This window comes from Flavobacterium sp. ACN2 (assembly GCF_002303885.1).
Taxonomy (GTDB): domain Bacteria; phylum Bacteroidota; class Bacteroidia; order Flavobacteriales; family Flavobacteriaceae; genus Flavobacterium.
This window is the reverse complement of the sequence record NZ_MRCM01000003.1, coordinates 35,957-56,192: the sequence shown is the minus strand read 5'-3', so window position 1 is coordinate 56,192 and position 20,236 is coordinate 35,957. Positions and strand designations below refer to the sequence as shown.

The following is a 20,236-nucleotide window of genomic DNA, read 5'->3' as shown; positions in this document are numbered from 1 at the left end:
ATTTGGTAATTCTCGAAAAATAATTTAAAAACACGCAATGTTTAAGTGCTGGAGTCCGTTCTCTAGTTACTTTCATTTTTTCAATAACTATAAAAGGTAAGCTTATGTATGTAGTAAAAAGAGATGGCCACAGAGAGCCCGTAATGTTTGATAAGATTACAGAAAGAATCAAAAAATTGTGTTACGGCTTAAATGAGCTTGTAGATCCAGTTAAGGTAGCGATGAGAGTTATCGAAGGATTGTATGATGGGGTTTCGACTTCTGAGTTGGATAATCTTGCAGCAGAAACGGCGGCTTCTATGACAATTGCGCATCCAGATTATGCTCAATTGGCAGCTCGTATAGCTATTTCTAATCTACATTCAAATACTAAAAAATCTTTCTCTGACACGATGAAAGATATGTACAACTATGTGAATCCAAGAAATGGACAAGACGCTCCATTAATTGCTGACGATGTGTACAAAGTAATTCAAGAAAATGCTGCTTTTTTAGATTCTCATATCATTTATACAAGAGATTTTAATTACGACTACTTTGGTTTTAAAACTTTAGAGCGTTCTTATCTTCTTAAAATAAACGGAAAAATCGTGGAGCGTCCGCAGCACATGTTAATGCGTGTTTCTGTTGGTATTCACTTAGACGATTTAAAATCGGTTATTGAAACTTACGATTTAATGTCTAAAAAGTTCTTTACGCATGCAACGCCAACGTTGTTTAATGCAGGAACTCCAAAACCGCAAATGTCTTCTTGTTTTCTTTTAGCAATGCAGGATGATAGTATTGATGGTATTTATGATACATTAAAACAAACGGCAAAAATCTCGCAATCTGCGGGAGGAATTGGACTTTCTATTCATAACGTTCGTGCAACCGGATCTTACATTCGCGGTACAAACGGAACTTCAAACGGAATTGTTCCGATGTTGAGAGTTTTCAATGATACCGCTCGTTATGTAGATCAAGGCGGTGGAAAACGTAAAGGAAGTTTTGCGATTTACATTGAAACTTGGCATGCTGATATTTTCGATTTCTTGGATTTAAAGAAAAATACAGGAAAAGAAGAAATGCGTGCGAGAGATTTATTCTTCGCGATGTGGACTTCAGATTTATTCATGAAACGTGTTCAGGAAGATTCAACATGGACTTTAATGTGTCCTAACGAATGTCCAGGATTATATGATGTTTACGGAGATGAATTCGAAGCATTATATACAGACTATGAGTTTAGAGGAAAAGGAAGAAAAACAATCCGTGCTCGTGAATTATGGGAGAAAATCCTAGAATCTCAAATAGAGACTGGAACACCATATATGTTGTACAAAGATGCAGCAAACCGTAAATCGAACCACAAGAATTTAGGAACTATTCGTTCTTCTAACTTGTGCACAGAGATTATGGAGTTTACATCTAAAGATGAAATCGCAGTTTGTAACTTGGCTTCAATCTCTTTACCAATGTTTATTGATAACGGACAATTTGATCACCAAGCACTTTACAATGTTACAAAACGTGTAACTCGTAACTTGAACAAAGTAATCGACAGAAACTATTACCCAGTAAAAGAAGCAGAAAACTCTAACATGCGTCACCGTCCAGTTGGTTTAGGTGTGCAAGGTTTAGCAGATGCTTTTATTATGTTGCGTATGCCGTTTACAAGCGATGAAGCTAAAAAATTAAACCAAGAAATTTTCGAGACATTATATTTCGCTGCTGTAACTGCTTCTATGGAAATGGCAAGAGAAGAAGGACCATACTCAACTTTTGAAGGTTCTCCAATGTCACAAGGAGAATTCCAGCACAATATGTGGGGAATGAAAGATGAAGAATTATCAGGACGTTGGGACTGGGCTTCATTAAGAAAAGAAGTGGTAGAGCACGGAGTTCGTAACTCATTATTAGTAGCGCCAATGCCAACGGCATCGACTTCACAAATTCTTGGAAATAACGAAGCTTTTGAACCATATACATCAAACATTTATACTCGTCGTGTATTGTCTGGAGAGTTCATTGTAGTAAACAAACATTTACTAGAAGATTTAGTAAAATTAGGTTTATGGAACGAAGATTTGAAACAAGAAATTATGCGTCATAATGGATCTGTTCAAAATATCGATAAGATTCCGCAAGACTTAAAAGATCTATATAAAACAGTTTGGGAAATGTCGATGAAAGATATTATCGATATGTCTCGTCAAAGAGGATATTTCATTGATCAATCTCAATCGCTAAACTTGTTCATGCAGGATGCCAATTATTCTAAACTTACGTCAATGCACTTCTACGCTTGGCAGTCAGGTTTAAAAACAGGAATGTATTACTTAAGAACAAAAGCGGCTGTAGATGCGATTAAATTCACATTAAACAACGATAAAAAAGAAGAAACAGCTCCATCTTTAGTTGCAGAAACGGAAGCAATCAGCGTTGAGGATTATAAAGCAATGCTTTTAAAAGCACAAGCGGCAGATCCAGAAGATTGTGAGATGTGTGGAAGTTAATGATTTTAGAATTTAGATCTAAGATTTTAGATTTTATAAAATATGAAAAAGCAGTTATTGTAATGATAGCTGCTTTTTTTTGCTAATAACAACTAAACAATTTATGAATAAAATTTTAAGCTTAGTTTTTTTATTTTGTCTTTTTTCATGTAAAGAAAAGGTGGAGCAGGTGCAAACTCAAAAAGAAAATAATATAGAGGAAATTGATCAGGAAGATGTAAGAACAATAAGTACTAGAGTAACAGATTACGATACATTAATTAATCGAGTTAAAAAGCGAGGTGATTTAGAAGCGTATGATGAGCTTTTTTATAGTTTTAAAGATTGTTATTTTCGTGAAAGTACAGATAGTGTAATGGTGTACGCGAAAATTATGGCGGAGAATTTTAATTATGAAAGAGCTTATTATGATTATTATGATGCTATGTTGGAGAAGCATGGAATAGATCATGCTAATTTCCCTCAAATTGATATCAGTAAAATGGAAAAACAGGACAAACAGAAGTTAGAAAACTGGTTTAAATTTATGGTGGAAAGAAAGCAGATGAGTCAACAAACATTGGATTCTATTAAAAGGTAATTGTCAAACCAATTTGATTTAACATAGCCCGTGGTTTCAACCACGGGAACACAATGCATTTTCCCAATCCGTTTCCCGTGGTTGAAACCACGGGCTATGGTTGATTATGATTGTTTAATATTCTGAAAACAATATCCCCAAAAATTCCCCGTTCTAATTATTACCAAAGACTTTAAAAACTCAGCACCTCAGAATCTTAGCAACTTAGCATCTTTAAAAGAATTAAACCTTTAAAAGAAACTCAAGTCTTATTGTAATAATTTCTGAACAATGAAAAAAAGCAGTCTTTGGTCCTTACGATTAGGTTTTTCAGGAAAACAAACTTCAAAAATTGAAAAACTCGGCTTAGAAAAATTTCTAAAGCAATCCTATAAATCAAAATTTGATACAGCACTTCCAGACTTTCTGCACGATCAGCCTAAAACCACTTTAGAGTTGAAACAAGTTCGGGAAATAATCAAGACTTCCGGTCCCGAAACCAAAAAAGAAATTCAGAAAAAAGAAAATCAAGCCACTGCCGAATTCAAAAAATGGTGGATTGCGAAAATGCGCACGGATGAATTACCGCTTCGCGAAAATATGGTTTGTTTCTGGCACAATCACTTTGTTTCGACTTCTCAAAAAGTAAAAATTAATTACTGGATTTATCAGCATAATATGATTTTGCGCGAAAATGCCTTTGGAAATTTTAAAGAATTAACCAAGCAGATTCTAAAATCAAATGCCATGGTTCGGTATCTCGATAATGGAGATAATAAAAAAGGAAAAGTAAACGAAAACCTAAGTCGTGAGTTATTGGAACTATTCACAATCGGAATTGGAAATTATACCGAAGATGATATTAAAAATGGTGCAAAAGCTTTGGCAGGTTTAAATGTCAGAGATGAAGGCGCGGTTTACAGAAAAAATATAGAAGATAACAGCGATAAAATTTATTTCGGAAAAACCGGAAACTGGAAAGCAGATGATTTAGTCGATATTATTTTCGAACAAAAAAACATTCCGTATCTCATTACCCGAAAAATTTTGAAATGGTTTATTTATGATAATCCGCCCGAAGATTTGGTGGTTTATTACGGCGATTATTTCCGAAAGCAAAAGTTCGAAATCGAACCTTTATTGACTAAAATTTTTACCGAAGAATTTAAAAAAGAGAATTCAGGTAATAAGATCAAAAACCCGCTGGTTTATATTTTACAGCTATGTGATGAATTGCAGTTGGAGAATGTTAATAATGATGCTATTATGGCGTTTATAAAACAGCAGGGAATGGATTTGTACAATCAAGTAAATGTAAAAGGTTGGGACGGCGGAAATTCTTGGCTGACTTCGCAGATTTATCTTCAAAGGAACAATACAGCCGATTTATTGTGCAGCGGAAAAAGTCTGAATCGAAGAGTTTTGAAAACAATGATGAACGGAGTTGAAAAGGAAAAATCGGAATATGAAAAAACTGCTGTAAAAGTTGCTTTTGATTCTGGTGGAAATAATAAAACGATTATTTCTGAATTGTCAGACCGATTATTATTTGCCGTTAATGATTCGGAACAAAAGGATATGGAGAATCTGCTGAAATACGATTTTGATCCTAAAGATCCGCACGCCGATTTTGCTGTGGTCCGACTTTTAAATTATATCTCAAAACTTCCCGAATATCAATTAATCTAAAAAGCAGTAATCATGAACAGAAGAAATTTTCTAACACTGACCGGAACTTTTACAGGCGGACTGCTGGTGCTTCCTGATTTTTTACATGCTTTTGGTTCTCAAAACAATTTGGTTGTGGGAGAGCAATGTGTCGTTTTTGTACAGCTGAATGGCGGAAACGATGGTTTAAATACTTTTATTCCGTACGATGATCCGTTGTATTACGATTTAAGAACTAAGATTGCTTTAAATAAAGATTTGGTTGTTGGAAAGAATAAGGGAATGGCCTTTCATCCTTCTTTAAAAGGTTTTGCCCAAATGCAGCAAAACGGAGATTTAACAGTAATTCAGAATGTGGGTTATCCAGAACCGATTCGTTCTCATTTTAGAAGTCAGGAAATTTGGCAGACGGCAACCGATTCTAATAAATATATAAATGAAGGTTGGCTCGGAAGATTTCTGGATTTGCAATGCAACGGACATCAAGCGACGGCTGGAATAAATTTAGATTCGATTGATAATTTGGCTTTAAAAGGAGTGGAGCCGAATTTTATAACGGTAAAAGATCCAGACCGATTTAAAGTAAAATCAAAAGAAGAGAATGTGACTTTGTCTAAAAATCCGCATTTAGATTTTGTTCGAAAAATTGCCAATTCGGTTACCGAAGGTTCAGATGAAATTCAGAAAGCTTTAGCAAAATCTAAAACAGAAATCAGTTATCCGAAAACAGAATTATCGAAAAACTTGGAATGGATTGCTAGATTGATAAAAGGAAATCTTAATTCAAAGATATATTATACATCGTTGAACGGATTCGACACGCACGACAATCAGCTTTCCATTCACGAACGAAAATTGACAGATTTAAATGATTCCTTATATAGTTTTTATTCCGATTTAAAACAATCTCAATTATTGCAGAATGTCACAATAGTAGTTTTCTCAGAATTCGGAAGACGAGTAAAAGACAACGGAAACGGAACCGATCACGGAACTGCAGCGCCAATGTTTATCATCGGAGGAAATAACAAAGGAACGATTTTAGGAAAAAATCCAAATTTAGCAGACTTAGATAATGGCGATTTGAAATACGAAATAGATTTCAGAAGTGTTTATGCTTCTTTATTAAAAAAAAAATGGACTTCGATTATTCAAAAATTGGGATTATGAATAAACCTGTTTCAGGATTATTTTGATTAGAAGATAGCCACGAATTCACGAATTTTATTTTTTAAAATCTGTGAAATTTGATTTTATAAACATAATGATTTGCACTAATTCGTGAATTCGTGGCAAAAAAAACTTAGAATCTTAGCAACTCAGAACCTTAGAATCTCGTTTTAATATTCTCATTTTAAGCTGATTTTTTTATATTATCATACAAAACCTCCTAAATTTGTTAAGAAATCCCTTTTTGTTTCATAAAATGCAATCTTTTTTTTGGTGCACTAAAAATAATTTATACATTCGCAGAGAATTTAAAACAAAACACAAACAAAATGGCAAGTAACCGTTTTTATTTTAGCAACTCTTTTTATTTCTTCTTTAGTAGAAGTGAGGATTGTGCTATGGTTATTTGAGAAAATTTAAGACAAATAAAACTAATATACAATCCTGATGCAAATCAGGATTTTTTTTTGACTATATGACAACGAAAATTGCAATACAAGGTATTAAAGGATCATTTCATCATCAGGTTGTGAAAGAGTATTTCTCTGAAAATGTGGATATTGATGAGTGTTTGTCTTTTGAAGAATTGATCGACAGCCTTATTGCCGGAAAATCTGATCAGGCGGTTATGGCGATCGAAAATTCGATTGCAGGGCCAATTATTCCGAATTATGCATTGATTGACAAGAATAATTTGCACATAATTGGAGAGCATTATTTAAACATTCAGCAGAATTTAATGGCTTTAAAAGGTCAGAAAATTGAAGATATCAGAGAAGTTCATTCGCACCCAATGGCACTTTTGCAGTGTATGGATTTCCTGAAACAATATCCAAATATCAAATTGGTTGAGGATAAAGATACAGCCGAAACGGCAAGAAGAATTCAGGAAAAACAATTGACTGGTATTGCAGCAATTGCAAGCGTAACGGCTTCTGAAATGTATGATTTGGATATTATTGCGTCATCGATTCAAACGATCAAAAACAATATGACTCGTTTCGTAATCATTAAAAAACAAAATTCATTTTTGCCAGAAAGCGAAATCAACAGAGCCTCTGTAAAATTTGAATTAGATCATAAAAGAGGAAGTTTAGCGGCGGTTTTAAATGTAATGAGCGATTGCAAACTGAATTTGACAAAAATCCAGTCGCTTCCAAAAATTGAAACGCCTTGGAAATATTCATTCTTCGTTGACGTAACATTCGAGAAATACGAAGATTTTGCAAAAGCTAAAGCCTTATTAAATATCATGGCAGAATATTTTAAAGTGTTGGGAGAATATAAAAATACAAAACCTTTAAGTGAGTCTTAAAGTTGGAAAGTCGAATTTAGATTGAAGATTAACGAATTAAGATTTTAAATTGTCGGGCTGAGCAAAGTCGAAGCCCACGTTCCAATTGGAAAGTCCTTCGACTTCGCTCAGGAGGACAAAAAAGAAAAAGCATATAGCTTACGGCCTAAAGCCTAAAGCATTTTTTAATAAAAAATAGAAATGATTACAACAGCAAAACGATTAGACACAGTTGAAGAATACTACTTCTCATCAAAATTGAGAGAAGTTCGTCAGTTGATGTCTGAAGGAAAATCGATCATCAATATGGGAATTGGAAGCCCTGATTTGAGTCCGTCAAAAGCAGTAATTGAAGCAGTCGCTGCCGCAATTCAAGATGAAAACGGGCATGGTTATCAAAGCTATCAGGGATTACCAGAAATGAGACAGGCGATGGCAGATTTTTATCGTGATCAGTTTGGTGTTGAAGTGAATCCGAATAATGAGATTTTACCATTAATGGGTTCGAAAGAAGGAATTATGCACATCTCGTTAGCATTTTTAAATGAAGGCGATCACGTTTTAATTCCAAATCCAGGTTATCCAACTTATACTTCGGTAACCAATTTGGTTGGAGCAGTTCCGGTTTATTATGATTTGAAAGAAGAAAACGCATGGGAACCTGATTTTGAAACTTTAGAAAAATTAGACCTGTCGAAAGTAAAAATTATGTGGCTGGGATATCCGCACATGCCAACAGGAGCTAGAGGGAGTTTAGCGTTATTTGAAAAATTGGTGGCTTTTGCTAAAAAACACAATATATTATTGATCAACGACAATCCGTATAGTTTTGTTTTGAATGATAATCCGATGAGTTTATTGCAGGTTGAAGGAGCGAAAGAGGTGGCTTTAGAATTGAATTCACTTAGTAAAACGTTCAACATGGCCGGATGGAGAGTAGGAATGGTTTTAGGAAATCCTGAAATTATCGATGCAGTCCTAAAAGTAAAAAGCAACATGGACAGCGGAATGTTCTACGGAATTCAAAAAGGAGCAATCGCCGCTTTAAAATGTGATAAATCTTGGTTTGAAGATCAAAACAAAATTTACAGACGCCGTAGAGAATTGACGGAGAAACTAGCAGAAAAATTAAACTGCAAAGTGTATAAAGAAGGAGTTGGACTTTTCGTTTGGGCAAAACTTCCAGAAGGAATAGAATCAGCAGAGAAGTTCATTGACGAAATATTATATGAGAAACATATTTTCATTACACCGGGAACCATTTTTGGAAGCAACGGCGAAGGTTATATCAGATTCTCATTGTGTGTGAAAGAAGAAAAAGTACAGGAAGCGATAGACCGATTTTAGATTTTAGAATGTAGATTTTAGATTTCAGACTTTGCGAACCTTGCGTAAATTCTTTGCGAACTTTGCGGTTAAATAAGGTTGGAATTTTAAAATTGGTAATTAAAAAAATAGTATGAAAGTATACGTAATAGGAATAGGGTTAATAGGCGGTTCGATGGTGCTAGACATTAAAGGGCGTTATCCTGATGCGACTATTTTAGGAATCGACAGTAACGAACAGCATTTGCAACAGGCAATTGAGTTGGGAGTTATTGACGAAGCAGGAAGTTTTGAGGATTTGCAAAAAGCAGATTTTGTAATTGTTTCGGTTCCCGTAGATGTAGCGCTGACGGTTTTACCTAAAGTTTTGGATTCAGTTGGAGATAAAACGATTGTTTTTGAAGTAGGATCGACCAAAAAGCCAATTTGTGAAGCAGTAGCCAATCACCCGAAAAGAAGAAATTTTATTGCAACGCACCCAATTGCCGGAACAGAGTTCTCGGGACCATCAGCAGCCATAAGAGGCTTGTTTCAAGGAAAAACAAACATTATTTGCGAAGTCGAAAAGACAGCTTTTAAATTACAAGAAAAAGCATTAAATCTTTTTACTTCAATCGGAATGAGAATTCGATATATGGATCCCATTTCACATGATAAACACATTGCCTATGTTTCGCATTTATCGCACATTAGTTCGTTTATGCTAGGAAAAACGGTAATGAATAAAGAAAAAGACGAACAGGATATTTTTGATATGGCGGGGAGTGGATTTGAAAGCACTGTTCGTTTGGCAAAAAGTTCGCCCGCAATGTGGACACCAATATTTAAACAAAATAAAGAATACGTTCTTGAAACTTTAGAAGCTTATATATCAAACCTGAGTCGGTTTAGAGATTTGCTAAAAGAAGAAGATTACAACGCCATTTTTGAAGAAATGGAAAGCACAAATAAAATAAAAGAAATACTAAACGGATTAACAACAACTAAAAAGTAAATTAGAATTAAGATGGAAAATAAGAAAGAAATGAGAAAGTGGTTAGAAGATTTCAATTTAAATCACCCACTTGTGATAGCTGGACCTTGTAGTGCAGAAACTGAAGATCAGGTTTTGAAAATCGCTCACGAATTAAAAGATTCAAAAGTTAGTGTATTCAGAGCTGGAATCTGGAAACCAAGAACTCGTCCAGGAGGATTTGAAGGTGTTGGTGAAATCGGATTAAAATGGTTGCAAAAAGCAAAAGCTGAAACTGGTTTATTAATGGGAACTGAAGTAGCAACTGCAGCTCACTGTAAACTAGCTTTAGAACACGATATCGACGTTTTATGGGTTGGTGCTCGTACAACTGCAAACCCTTTCGCAGTTCAAGAAATTGCTGATACGTTGAAAGGTACAGATAAAATTGTTTTGGTTAAAAACCCAGTAAACCCAGATTTAGCTTTATGGTTAGGTGGTGTTGAGCGTTTACACATGGCTGGAATTGAGAAATTAGGTGTTATTCACAGAGGTTTCTCTACTTACGAAAAAACAAAATACAGAAACATTCCAGAATGGCAGATTGCTATCGAATTACAAAATAAATTCCCTGATTTGCCATTAATCATCGACCCATCTCACATTACAGGAGATCGTAAAATGATTTTTGAAGTAACTCAAGAGGCTTTAGATTTGAACTACGATGGTATGATTATAGAAACGCACTACGATCCAGATAATGCTTGGTCTGATGCTGCGCAACAAGTAACTCCAGATTCTTTGAAACAAATTATTAAAGATTTGACTATCAGAAAAACGGATGATACTACAGATGAGTATAGCCAAAAAATGACTAAGTTAAGAGCTAACATCGATGTTTTGGATGCTAACTTATTAGAATTGCTAGGAAAACGTATGAAAGTGGCTGACGAAATTGGTCAAGTGAAAAAAGATGCAAACGTTGCGATTCTTCAAAACAACCGTTGGAACGAAATCTTAGGAAAAATGATTTTAGAAGGCGAGAAAAAAGGTCTTACTGAAGAATTTGTTTTGAGAATGTTCAAAGCAATCCACCAAGAAAGTATCGGTCACCAAGAGAAAATTTTCAACGCATAATTTTTTCTAAAACATATAAGTGATATAAGTTAATTTAAGTTTTGAAAAAAACTTGTTATTGGGTTCAATTATATCACACATTTAAAATTAGATTGTTTTTTATATTAAATCTCCATTGCTTTCGGGCTTTGGAGATTTTTTTTGAAAATAAGTAATATCTTCCCAACCTTTTATCGTTTTTTGTTCTCTATAACAATATGAACCTTAATTTTTGTATCATGAAATTAAAATTGTTTTCATCTATGCCGCGCATTTTTCAAATGAACTTGAAGGTATTGTTTTTCTTTCTCGTTTTTACGGGCATAAAAACTTTTGCACAAAGTCCGGAGCTTACCGTTAAAGGAGAAGAAGCTGAGAAAGTAAGAATGAGTCAATTGAAAGTCAATGTGAAAATCGTTGGCAATATTGCTTACACTACAGCCGAAATGCATTTTTTTAATTCGGGAAATCGTCAAATGGAAGCAGAGCTTATTTTTCCGTTGCCTGAAAATGTTTCGGTTTCTAGATATGCGATTGATATTAATGGAAAACTGCGAGAAGCTGTTCCGGTAAACAAAAATAAAGGAAAACAAGTTTTTGAAGCCATCGAACATCGTCGTGTCGATCCAGGATTGTTGGAAAAAGTCGATGGGAACAATTTTAAAACTAGAATTTATCCGTTAATGCCAAATGGTGAACGAATTGTTGTTATTGGTTACGAAGAAGAACTTTCGGCTTCAGATAAAGATAATCTGGCGTATCAGCTTTTGAGCCGTTATCCTAAAAAGTTAGATAAATTCGAAATTAATGTTTCGGTTTTAGGTGCTGCTGCAAAACCTGTAGTGACGGGAGATTCTGAAAAAGAAATTGTTTTCTCAAAATGGAATCAATCTTTTGAGGCTTCTGAAAAGAAAGAAAACTATCAGCCTGCTGAAAAATTACTTTTTAAAATTCCAATTCAGCAAGATATTCTGAGTGTTGTAATGCAGAATGCTGGTGGGCAATATTATTTCTACGGAAATGCTTTTGTCGATGGAGCTAAAATGGCAAAGAAAATTCCAAGTTCAATTGGTTTGATTTGGGACAATTCGTTGAGCTGTCAAACGCGTGATTTGAAAAAAGAATTGGATTTGTTAGAAGCTTATTTTCAGAAAATAAAAAATACGAAAGTGACTTTATACTTTCTGAATTATACTTTCGAAAAACAAAAAGAATTTGTGATTTCAAATGGAAATTGGTCTGAATTAAAAGCCGTTTTAGAAAAAACAAAATATGATGGAGGAACACGTTATTCGCAGATTAGTTTTGAAAATCAGAGTGAATACTTGTTTTTCTCTGATGGATTATCATCATTGAGTGAAAATCTTCTGCCAAAAACTAAAAAACCTGTTTATACCATTACCTCTTCTGTTTCTGCAGATTTTGCCTTTTTGAATTTTTCTTCGATGAAAACGGGAGGTAATTTTATCAATTTGAATCAGATAAATGCTGAAACTGCTTTGGATAAATTGACAAATACAAATTTGAAGTTTCTAGGCATAAAAGAGAATTTAACCGTAACCGATTTATTTCCTATGGAAGGAACTTCGGTTTCAGGGAATTTTAGTTTTTCTGGTATTTCTTTGAATCCAAAAAATGAAATTACGTTGTTATTTGGCTATGATAATGAAGTTACTTTAGAAAAGAAAATTACGCTTGATGTAGCGGTTCAAAATTCTAATGACGTAAATGTTGAAAAACTTTGGGCGCAGAAAAAAATTGCCAATCTTGAATTGCAATACACTAAAAACGCAGATGAAATTGAGCTTCTTGGAAAGAAATTCGGAATTGTAACCAAAAATACATCATTGATTGTTCTCGAAAATGTTCGGGATTATATTATGTACGATATTTTGCCGCCAGCAGAATTACGTGCTGAATTTGATTTAATTAAAAAACAGGAGCATAATGCTACATTAGCACAGCAAAAAAATAATTGGGAAAGTATTGAAAGTTATTTTGCCAGTATAAACGCCTGGTGGAAAAAAGACGTCAAATACGCAGGGCAGAAAATCGCATCTAAATATAAGTACAATAGACAAATTCCACCGCCACCTCCACCTCCAAATGGTAGAAATAGAGCTAGAAATATGGAAAGAAGAGTAGCATCTGAAACTATAAAAGGAGATCCTGATGCAGTACTGACAGTTGATGAGCCTGTTGGAAAAGGACCAGTTGAAACAGTAATTGAAGAAGATAATGCTGTATATAATACGCCTCCTCCGCCATCTGCGCCAAAAGTGGATCAGGTAAAATTTGTTTCGCCAGTTGTTGCAAAAGCAGAAGAGGTTACTGATGACGTACCAAAAATTGTTGAATTAAAAGATAAGAAAGTTGGAAGTGAGGTAATTAAGGAAGATTCAAATTCTACTAAATTAGATGAAACAGTTGTAGTAGGATTCGGAATGCAAAAAAAATCTGATGTTGTTGGTGCTCTCGAAGAAGACACTTCAAAAAATAAGGATCTTTCGCAAGATTCAAATTTCAGTAGAGCTTATTTATCTGGAGATTCAAAAAAGCCTCTAATTATAGTTGATGGTCAATTTTATGAGGGAGAATTGGCGGATTTAAAATCAGATGATATCGAAGCAGTGGATGTTTTGAAAGATGCCGCAAGAATTGCTGCTTATGGCAGCAGGGGAGTAAATGGAGTTATTATTATAACAACAAAAAAGAAGTCTTCAAATAATGGAGTCGTTCAAACAAAAAGTTGGAATCCAGATCGATTGTATTTAAAAGCATTGGCATCTGCACCAAAAGAAAAACAATACGATTTGTATTTCGAATTGAGAAAAGCTCAGGAAAGAAATCCAAGCTTTTATTTTGATGTGGCGCACTTTTTCTACAATCAGGGAGATGTTAAGAAAGCATTGCTAGTTATCAGTAATATTGCCGATTTAGGTTTAGAAAATCATCAGCTTTATAAAACATTGACTTATACTTTGAGACAATGGAAAGATTATGACGATGCCTTGTTTACTGCAAAACAAGTTGAAAAATGGAGATCTCACGAACCTCAGAGCCTAAGAGATTATGCTTTGGCGCTTGAAGATGCCGGAAAATATCAAGAAGCATTTGATGAATTGGTAAAATCGCTTGAAGTGAATTATTATGGAGAAATGAGCGGACAATATGAAGGTGTTGAGGATATTATTTTGATGGATATTAATCGTTTGATGGCTGAACATTCTGGTTTGAAAACGGGAAAATTAGACAAAAAATACCTTGCGAAAATGCCAGTTGATATTAGAATTATTATGAATTGGAATCAAATGGATGTCGATTTGGATTTGCATGTTATCGAACCAACTGGTGAAGAGTGTTATTACAGCCATACTTCAACACAAATTGGAGGAAGATTTTCAAAAGATTTCACAGAAGGTTACGGCCCAGAGCAATATATCATGAGAAATGCGGTGAAAGGGAAATATCAAATCAAGACTAATTATTTTGGGGAAAGCGAATTAACCGAAAATGGCCCAGCAACAATTATGGTTGAAATTTATACCACAAAAGCGGGTAAAGTATCGAGAACTTTAAAAACAATTCAGCTAGGAAAAGTAAAAGAGAATGAAACTTTAGCCGAAATAGTTTGGTAAAGTCTGCAAATTAAGGATATGTCCTTCAAATTTAAAAGGCGAAATTGCGTTGTTCCATTCTAAAAACGTAATTTTGCCTTTTATTTTTTAGGTTTTAAAGCGTAATCTAAAATCTAAAATTTACAATCTAAAATTAAAGAATGACAGGAACCGTTTATAAATCTACAGGAAGCTGGTACACCGTAAAATCTCAAAATGGAGATTTTGTGGAATGCCGTATGAAAGGGAAATTCAGAATAAAAGGTATTAAAAGTACCAATCCTATTGCTGTAGGTGATATTGTTGATTATGAGTTGGATGAAACTTCAGATGCCATTACAGGAACAATTCATACTATTCACGAAAGAAAAAACTATATCGTTCGTAAATCGGTTAACTTATCAAAACAGATTCACATTATTGCTTCTAATATCGATCAGGTTTTTTTATTGATTACAATTGATAATCCGCCAACAACGACAAGTTTTATTGATCGTTTTTTGGTTACTGCAGAAGCATACGGAATCGAAGCCATTCTTGTTTTTAATAAAATAGATACTTTAACAGATCAGACTTTAGACGATCAGCTTTATTTGCAGCATATTTATTCTGAAATTGGATATAAATGTCTTCGTATTTCTTCGACAGAAAACAAAGGCGTTGACAAGCTAAAAGAAATGATGATTGGTAAAGTAAGTATGTTTTCTGGACATTCTGGTGTTGGAAAATCAACTTTGGTCAATGCACTTGAACCGAGTCTCCATTTAAAAACTTCAGTAATTTCAGAACAAAGCAAGCAAGGGCAGCACACTACAACTTTTGCGGAAATGTATGATTTGTCTTTTGATGCTCGAATTATTGATACGCCGGGAATTAAAGGTTTCGGAATTGTTGATATGGAACCATCAGAAATTAGTGGTTATTTTCCTGAATTCTTCAAACTGAAAGATCAATGTAAGTTTAACAACTGTTTACACAAAGAAGAACCTCATTGTGCCATAAAAGCAGCTTTAGAAAAAGATGAAATTGCTTGGTCACGATATAATAGTTACCTTAAAATTCTTGAAGGCGACGAAGAGCATTACCGCACCGATACGTATGGTGAAGATCGCGCTGCTAGTGATGAAACACGTAAGTAATTGTGAATGGTAAATTGTGAATTTTGAATTATGGCTGATAACATAATTAAAACAAAGTCTTTTAATTTTGCACTTAGAATTATTAAACTTATTCAATTTTTAAAAGATGATAAAAAGGAGTATGTTTTGAGTAAACAATTACTTCGCAGTGGTACGGCGATAGGTGCATTAATTAGAGAATCTGAGCAAGCAGAAAGTAAAAAAGACTTTATTCATAAACTTGCAATTGCACAAAAAGAAGCAAATGAAACAGATTATTGGCTTGAATTGCTTTTTCAATCCAATTACTTAAATGAGATTCCATTTCAATCTGTAAAGTCTGATATTGTGGAAATAAATAAAATTTTAGCTTCAATTATCATAACTTCCAAGCAAAAACTAAGCACTACATAATTCACAATTTACCATTCACAATTCACAATTTTCTATGAGAGTAGTTATTCAAAGAGTTTCCCAAGCATCAGTAACTGTTGAAAGTCAAAAAACAGCCGACATTCAAAAAGGCTTATTGGTTTTAGTCGGAATTGAAGATGCCGATACACAAGAAGATATTGATTGGTTGGCTGGGAAAATCATTAAAATGAGAATTTTTGGAGACGAAAATGATGTTATGAATTGTTCGGTGCAGGATATTAACGGCGATATTATTGTTGTAAGTCAGTTTACACTTCATGCATCCACTAAGAAAGGAAACCGTCCTTCTTATATAAAAGCCTCAAAACCAGATTTTGCAATTCCGACGTATGAGAATTTTGTTCAAGCAATAGAAAAAGAGTTGGGCAAGAAAGTGCAAACAGGAATTTTTGGCGCCGATATGAAAGTCAGTCTTCTCAATGACGGGCCCGTTACCATTGTAATGGATAGCAAAAACAGAGAGTAAAAATATTATTAAACATTTGTTAAGGATTTCTGAAAATAATATATATTTGACGAAAATCCCTACTAATGAAAAACCTTTTTTTTGCGTTATTTTTATTCTTAACAACCCTTAATTCATTCGCCCAAAAGAGCAATTATCCTATTCTTTCTATTCCAGATAGTTTAAAACATAATGCCAATGCTGTTCTTCGTTTAGACCAAATGGATATTGTTATTGCTTCGCAAAGAAGTATGAATATTAAGACCCAAAGAGTGGTTTCTGTTTTAAATGAAAAGGGTCTAAATGATATTGACGCATACTGTCATTATGATAAAACAACTTCAATAAAAAATATCGAAGCTGTAGTTTATGATGCATTGGGGAATGAGATAAAAAAAATCAAAAGAAAAGATTTTAAAGATCAGAGCGCTGTAGGCGGAAGTACTCTTTTTTCTGACAATCGAGTGCTTTATTTAAATTATACACCCATTTCCTATCCTTTTACAATTGCTTATACCAGCGAAGTTGAAACTTCAAATACTGCATTTATACCAAAATGGTATTTTATTGGAGGTTATTATTTGAGCGTAGAAAAATGCGTTTTGAATGTAACTTTCCCGAAAGGATTGGGCTTTAAGAAAAAAGAGTTCCAATTTGATAACTTCAACATAACCAAAACAGCCGATACAGATACAAATCTAAGTTATACAGCAACAAATATCACGGCTCAAAAACAAGAAGATCTTAGCCCTTCTCCTTCAGATCTTTTTCCTAAAGTCATGATGGGATTAGAAAACTTTCACTTAGAAGGAGTGGACGGAAATGCTACTACTTGGGAAGCATTTGGGAAATGGTATGAAGATAAAATCTTAACCGGTACGACTGTTTTGACAGAAGATACCAAAGCAAAAATTAAAGCATTGGTTGGAGATGAAAAAGATCCTATCAAGAAAGCTAAAATCATTTACGATTATGTACAAAAAAAATCGCGATATGTAAACATTGCAATTGGCATTGGCGGTTGGAAACCTATGCTAGCCAACGATGTTGACCGTTTAGGATATGGAGATTGCAAAGCGTTGTCAAACTATACAAAAGCGCTTTTAGAGGTTGTAGATGTTCCATCTTATAATACTATTTTATATGGTGATCGTTACAAAGAAAATATTCAATCTGATTTTGTTTCGATGCAAGGGAATCATATGATTTTAGCCATTCCTAATAAAGATAATTATATCTGGTTAGAATGTACAAGTCAGGACGATCCGTTTGGATATCAAGGAATTTTTACTGACGATCGCGATGTTTTGGTTGTAAAACCTGAAGGAGGGCAAATTGTACGAACTAAAATCTACGATGATAAAGGAAACACGCAAGTAGGGAAAGGAGTTTACACAATTGATCCAACTGGAAATTTTTCTGGCACTTTAAAAATAGCCTCTCAAGGAAGTGTGTATGCTTCTAAATCTCGAGTAGAAACCATGCAGCCAAATGAAAAAGAGGAACATTATAAAGAGTATTGGGATAATATCAACAACTTGAAACTAGGTAAAATTACTTTTACAAATGATAAAGAAAATATTCGTTTTACTGAAGATGTTCAGATAAGTGCTGTAAATTATGGAGCTATTACGGGTAACAAAATGATTTTTGTAGTCGATGCTTTCAATCAATATACAGGAAACGTAAAACGCATTAGAAACCGAAAAAATCCTTTTCAAATACAACGTGGTTTTTTAGATACCGATGAAATTGAAATCAATCTTCCAGAAGGTTTCAGTATCGAATTCCTGCCTTCCAATTATGAGCTAAAAGGCAAATTTGGCGAATACAAAACCGAAATCATTAAAAAAGACAATAATAAACTGACTTATAAAAGATCGATGTTTTTAAATAAAGGAAAATATTCGAACAAAGAATATGATGAGTATCGCCTATTTATGGAACAAGTCTCGAGAAACGATAACGCCAAAATAATATTAACCAAAAACTAACAAGTGTAACCAAAGTAAACCAAAAATTACCAATGAAAATTATTAAATTATTTAGTCTCACTGTGCTTTTATTGATCGCTTCAAAAGCGATGTCGCAGGAATTTAAATTAGGAAAAGTATCCATTGCAGAATTAGAACAAAAGTCGCACCCGAAAGATTCGGCAGCGACAGCCGCTATTTTGTATAAAAAAGGAACAGCAAGAATTGAGTATGATGTTAATGATGGTTTTGTCACAGTGACAGATGTAGAAACCAGAATTAAAATTTACAAAAAAGAAGGCCTAGATTGGGCAAACCAGGATGTTTGGTTCTATAATTATTCTGGTCTAAGAGAGAAAGTGTCTTTTTCGGATGCTGTAACTTACAACATAGTTGGCGGTAAAATTGAAAAAACGAAGCTTAAAAGTGATGGCGTTTTTGAGGAAGTACTAAATAAATATAAAAGCTTAAAAAAAATAACAATGCCTAATGTAAAAGAAGGTTCTGTTATTGAATTTAAATATAGTATTAAATGTCCACAGGAAATAATAAGAGATTGGGATTTTCAAACGAGTATTCCAGTGAACTATTCTGAATTTTCAACATTCATTCCCGAATATTACACTTTCAGTCCAAGACAAAAAGGTTATTTTTTTCCTAAGGCAACAACAGCAAGGGTTGCCAAAAGTATCACTTTTAATAACAAGGAAAGATCGGGTGGACGTGTGACATCGACTAATTTTTCTACTGATTATTTAAGTTATATGGAAGATCAAGTTACGTACAAAGCGGTAGATTTTCCAGCAATGAAAGATGAGGCTTATGTTAACAATATTGATAATTATACATCGTCTGTTGCTCACGAATTATCAATGACGAAATTTCCAAATCAGGTGCTTAAAGAATATTCTGCAGATTGGGCTTCGGTTGTAAGAACAATTTATGATTATGATGATTTTGGTCCTGAGCTTAATAAAACAGGTTATTTTGAAGATGATTTGAAAAAAATACTTTCAGGAATCAATACGCCTGAAGAAAAAATCTTAGTTATTTTAAATCACGTAAAATCAAACGTAAAATGGAATAAATATTACGGTTATGGCTGTGATAATGGAGTTAAAAAAGCGTACAAAGAAAAAACGGGAAATATTGCCGATATAAATTTAATGCTTACAGCGATGCTTCGTTATTCAGGATTAACAGCAAATCCAGTTTTGGTAAGTACACGTTCAAACGGAATAGCGCTGTTTCCTAACAGAACGGCATTCAATTATGTAATTGCTGCGGTAGAAACTCCAAACGGATATGTTTTACTAGATGCGTCAGAAAAATTTACAGTTCCGAATGTTTTGCCACTTAGAGTTTTAAATTGGTCGGGAAGATTGATTAGAAAAGACGGTTCATCAGAAGAAATTAATTTAATGCCAGAGAAAACTTCTGTTGATAATGTTTTCCTGAATTACAGTATCGATAGCGCTGGAAAAGTTACAGGAAAAACTAGAAGACAATACATGGATTATAACGCCATGATTACGCGTGGCAATATTGAAGGTTTAAAAGAAGAGGAATATTTAGAAAAGCTAGAAAACAAAAATAAAAAAATCGAAATCAGCGATTATTCAAAAACAAACGAAAAGGATATCCTTCTTCCTATTATAGAAAGTTATTCTTTTACTGGAAATGATTTGTGCGAAGTTATTGGAGGTAAAATTTATTTGAATCCAATGTTGTTTTTTGCAACAAATAATAATCCGTTTAAGCAGGAAAGTAGAGAATATCCAGTAGATTTTAGTTTTCCATTCACAGATAAGTACAGTATTAATATTGAAATACCAGAAGGCTTTGTGGTTGAAACATTGCCAGCCCCAGCTGCTGTAACAATGGAAGATAATTTGGGTGTTTTTAAATTTAATATAGCGGCAAACGACAATAAACTTCAGTTGTCTATTTTGCATCAAATAAATGAAGCCATTGTTTCTGCTGAAAAATATGAGATGCTAAAAGAGTATTATAAAACAATGGTAGAAAAAGAAACGGAAAAAATCGTTTTGAAACGTATTTAATT

The 20,236-nt window shown here is 33.9% G+C and carries 14 protein-coding genes; all 14 read left to right on the top strand.

All coding sequences use genetic code 11. The features are described from left to right. Positions 1 to 104: 104 nt before the first annotated feature. The 14 genes from BSF41_RS04080 to BSF41_RS04015 all read left to right on the top strand — a co-directional run bounded on the left by BSF41_RS04080 (position 105) and on the right by BSF41_RS04015 (position 20,234). Entirely contained in the window at positions 105 to 2,498 is a 2,394-nt protein-coding gene (locus tag BSF41_RS04080) for a ribonucleoside-diphosphate reductase subunit alpha (RefSeq protein WP_095928253.1), read from the top strand. A 103-nt stretch (positions 2,499 to 2,601) separates the two neighbouring features. Beyond that, positions 2,602 to 3,078, top strand: coding sequence for a hypothetical protein (locus BSF41_RS04075; protein WP_095928252.1), 477 nt, complete (start codon positions 2,602 to 2,604; stop codon positions 3,076 to 3,078). 270 nt (positions 3,079 to 3,348) lie between these two features. After that, positions 3,349 to 4,746 carry a DUF1800 domain-containing protein gene (locus BSF41_RS04070; RefSeq protein WP_095928251.1) on the top strand — a complete coding sequence of 466 codons (1,398 nt, stop codon included), beginning with the start codon at positions 3,349 to 3,351 and terminating at the stop codon, positions 4,744 to 4,746. 12 nt (positions 4,747 to 4,758) lie between these two features. Continuing rightward, positions 4,759 to 5,895: a DUF1501 domain-containing protein gene (locus tag BSF41_RS04065; protein WP_253251755.1), complete on the top strand. Its 1,137-nt coding sequence runs from the start codon at positions 4,759 to 4,761 to the stop codon at positions 5,893 to 5,895. A 475-nt stretch (positions 5,896 to 6,370) separates the two neighbouring features. Further along, positions 6,371 to 7,210, top strand: a complete 840-nt coding sequence (locus BSF41_RS04060; RefSeq protein ID WP_095928250.1) for a prephenate dehydratase — start codon at positions 6,371 to 6,373, stop codon at positions 7,208 to 7,210. Positions 7,211 to 7,390: 180 nt separating this feature from the next. Beyond that, complete coding sequence (locus BSF41_RS04055) at positions 7,391 to 8,536, top strand: pyridoxal phosphate-dependent aminotransferase (protein WP_095928249.1); 1,146 nt, start codon at positions 7,391 to 7,393, stop codon at positions 8,534 to 8,536. A 112-nt stretch (positions 8,537 to 8,648) separates the two neighbouring features. Continuing rightward, positions 8,649 to 9,509: a prephenate dehydrogenase gene (locus BSF41_RS04050; protein ID WP_095928248.1), complete on the top strand. Its 861-nt coding sequence runs from the start codon at positions 8,649 to 8,651 to the stop codon at positions 9,507 to 9,509. Positions 9,510 to 9,521: 12 nt separating this feature from the next. Then, on the top strand, positions 9,522 to 10,604 hold the full coding sequence (locus BSF41_RS04045) for a bifunctional 3-deoxy-7-phosphoheptulonate synthase/chorismate mutase type II (protein WP_095928247.1): 1,083 nt from the start codon (positions 9,522 to 9,524) through the stop codon (positions 10,602 to 10,604). A gap of 218 nt (positions 10,605 to 10,822) precedes the next feature. Next, positions 10,823 to 14,221: a VIT domain-containing protein gene (locus BSF41_RS04040; protein ID WP_095928246.1), complete on the top strand. Its 3,399-nt coding sequence runs from the start codon at positions 10,823 to 10,825 to the stop codon at positions 14,219 to 14,221. A gap of 140 nt (positions 14,222 to 14,361) precedes the next feature. Beyond that, on the top strand, positions 14,362 to 15,339 hold the full coding sequence (rsgA, locus tag BSF41_RS04035) for a ribosome small subunit-dependent GTPase A (RefSeq protein ID WP_095928245.1): 978 nt from the start codon (positions 14,362 to 14,364) through the stop codon (positions 15,337 to 15,339). Positions 15,340 to 15,369: 30 nt separating this feature from the next. Continuing rightward, on the top strand, positions 15,370 to 15,732 hold the full coding sequence (locus BSF41_RS04030) for a four helix bundle protein (RefSeq protein WP_095928244.1): 363 nt from the start codon (positions 15,370 to 15,372) through the stop codon (positions 15,730 to 15,732). Between the two features lie 34 nt (positions 15,733 to 15,766). After that, complete coding sequence (dtd, locus tag BSF41_RS04025) at positions 15,767 to 16,219, top strand: D-aminoacyl-tRNA deacylase (RefSeq protein WP_095928243.1); 453 nt, start codon at positions 15,767 to 15,769, stop codon at positions 16,217 to 16,219. 65 nt (positions 16,220 to 16,284) lie between these two features. Then, positions 16,285 to 18,192, top strand: a complete 1,908-nt coding sequence (locus tag BSF41_RS04020) for a DUF3857 domain-containing protein (protein WP_095928242.1) — start codon at positions 16,285 to 16,287, stop codon at positions 18,190 to 18,192. Between the two features lie 32 nt (positions 18,193 to 18,224). Further along, positions 18,225 to 20,234, top strand: a complete 2,010-nt coding sequence (locus BSF41_RS04015; RefSeq protein WP_095928241.1) for a DUF3857 domain-containing protein — start codon at positions 18,225 to 18,227, stop codon at positions 20,232 to 20,234. The last annotated feature ends 2 nt before the right edge of the window (positions 20,235 to 20,236 follow it).

Bases quoted from the DNA above. Each gene is read 5' to 3' on its own strand.
- BSF41_RS04080 (WP_095928253.1), top strand. From the start codon at position 105: ATGTATGTAGTAAAAAGAGATGGCCACAGAGAGCCCGTAATGTTTGAT.
- rsgA (WP_095928245.1), top strand. From the start codon at position 14,362: ATGACAGGAACCGTTTATAAATCTACAGGAAGCTGGTACACCGTAAAA.
- BSF41_RS04075 (WP_095928252.1), top strand. From the start codon at position 2,602: ATGAATAAAATTTTAAGCTTAGTTTTTTTATTTTGTCTTTTTTCATGT.
- BSF41_RS04015 (WP_095928241.1), top strand. From the start codon at position 18,225: ATGAAAATTATTAAATTATTTAGTCTCACTGTGCTTTTATTGATCGCT.
- BSF41_RS04020 (WP_095928242.1), top strand. From the start codon at position 16,285: ATGAAAAACCTTTTTTTTGCGTTATTTTTATTCTTAACAACCCTTAAT.
- BSF41_RS04070 (WP_095928251.1), top strand. From the start codon at position 3,349: ATGAAAAAAAGCAGTCTTTGGTCCTTACGATTAGGTTTTTCAGGAAAA.
- dtd (WP_095928243.1), top strand. From the start codon at position 15,767: ATGAGAGTAGTTATTCAAAGAGTTTCCCAAGCATCAGTAACTGTTGAA.
- BSF41_RS04045 (WP_095928247.1), top strand. From the start codon at position 9,522: ATGGAAAATAAGAAAGAAATGAGAAAGTGGTTAGAAGATTTCAATTTA.
- BSF41_RS04060 (WP_095928250.1), top strand. From the start codon at position 6,371: ATGACAACGAAAATTGCAATACAAGGTATTAAAGGATCATTTCATCAT.
- BSF41_RS04030 (WP_095928244.1), top strand. From the start codon at position 15,370: ATGGCTGATAACATAATTAAAACAAAGTCTTTTAATTTTGCACTTAGA.
- BSF41_RS04040 (WP_095928246.1), top strand. From the start codon at position 10,823: ATGAAATTAAAATTGTTTTCATCTATGCCGCGCATTTTTCAAATGAAC.
- BSF41_RS04065 (WP_253251755.1), top strand. From the start codon at position 4,759: ATGAACAGAAGAAATTTTCTAACACTGACCGGAACTTTTACAGGCGGA.
- BSF41_RS04055 (WP_095928249.1), top strand. From the start codon at position 7,391: ATGATTACAACAGCAAAACGATTAGACACAGTTGAAGAATACTACTTC.
- BSF41_RS04050 (WP_095928248.1), top strand. From the start codon at position 8,649: ATGAAAGTATACGTAATAGGAATAGGGTTAATAGGCGGTTCGATGGTG.